Origin of the sequence: Mesorhizobium sp. B1-1-5 (assembly GCF_006443065.1) — a bacterium.
Classification (GTDB): domain Bacteria; phylum Pseudomonadota; class Alphaproteobacteria; order Rhizobiales; family Rhizobiaceae; genus Mesorhizobium.
The window spans coordinates 1-1,060 of sequence record NZ_VFWS01000632.1 but is presented as its reverse complement, the minus strand read 5'-3'; the positions used below and the strand labels follow the sequence as shown (position 1 = coordinate 1,060).

General features: G+C 64.2%; 1 protein-coding gene. It reads right to left on the bottom strand.

The window, feature by feature from the left end; translation table 11 throughout:
* On the bottom strand, positions 1-1,027 hold a 1,027-nt coding region (locus tag FJ980_RS33940; RefSeq protein ID WP_140547705.1), incomplete at its 3' end, for a hypothetical protein.
* Positions 1,028-1,060: the final 33 nt, after the last annotated feature.

Below are 1,060 nucleotides of genomic sequence, written 5' to 3'. Positions count from 1 at the left end.
CCAACACGCAGTCGCCGCCCTTCGAGGCGACGAACAGTTCGCCATCTTTTTCAACCACGCTGCAAATGCCGTGACGTATGCCGTTGGCGCGGCTGTGCAGGCTGAACCGAGGCTGCATGTTCTGGTCGAGCCTGACCACCAGACCGTAGGAGCGGCTCGGCGACCAGGGCTTGTGGATGCCCATCGTGCGGATGCCGCCGCATTGCAGCGGTTCGAGGAAGCTGCGGCTTGAGGCCAGAGCCGGTGCGATCCAATAGGCCGGCGGCACCTGCTCGATCATGTCCTGACGGTAATGCGTCTCCTGCAGCACGAATTCGATCAGCCGGTTGCGCGGCGCAAACAGGGTCAGCCAGGCGCCGCCATCGGCTGCCGGCGACAGCCGCGCGGGATAGCCGGGCAGATGGGTCAACACCGTTGAGCGGCTGCCGCTTGCCGCCTCGAAGCGGATGAGCTGATGGCGCCAGCTCTCGCTCACCAGCACATCCCTGCCGATGGGATGGAGCCCATAGGGAAAGGCGATGGCGCCGGCCACCTTGCGGAAGGTCCCGCCTGCCGCATCCTGCTTCCAAAGCGATCCGGACGTGCCTTTCTTCATCAGGTCGGCCGCCCATTGTGATGGTGCGAATTCGGCCGAACCATTGGCCAGCCACAGAGCGCCGTCACCGGGATAGGCGAGCGCGGTGATGCAGCTGACACCAGCCGGTAGCGAAACATCCCTACCGCCGACCAGGAGCCTGCCGCTTTCCAATCCGACCGTCAGCTCACCCGATGGCGAGAACGCCAGCGCGGTAACGGTGGACGCAAAGGTCTCGAACAACTTGGGCGCGGTACCGGCGGCAATCGAACAGACGGCGTTGCCGCTGGAAGCGAGCAGCTTGTCGCCAGAGATCAGCAGATTGTCCGGCTCGGTCAGTTCGGCAAACGCCGGCGCATCGTCAAGCTGCGTGTTGGGTCGGAAAGCGCCATCCAGCGGCGGGATCGTCACCGCCTTGCCGCGAAATAAATCCAGGATGGGATCGAGGATCATCGCTTTGCTCCCCAATAGGAAGCCGGGCTGGTC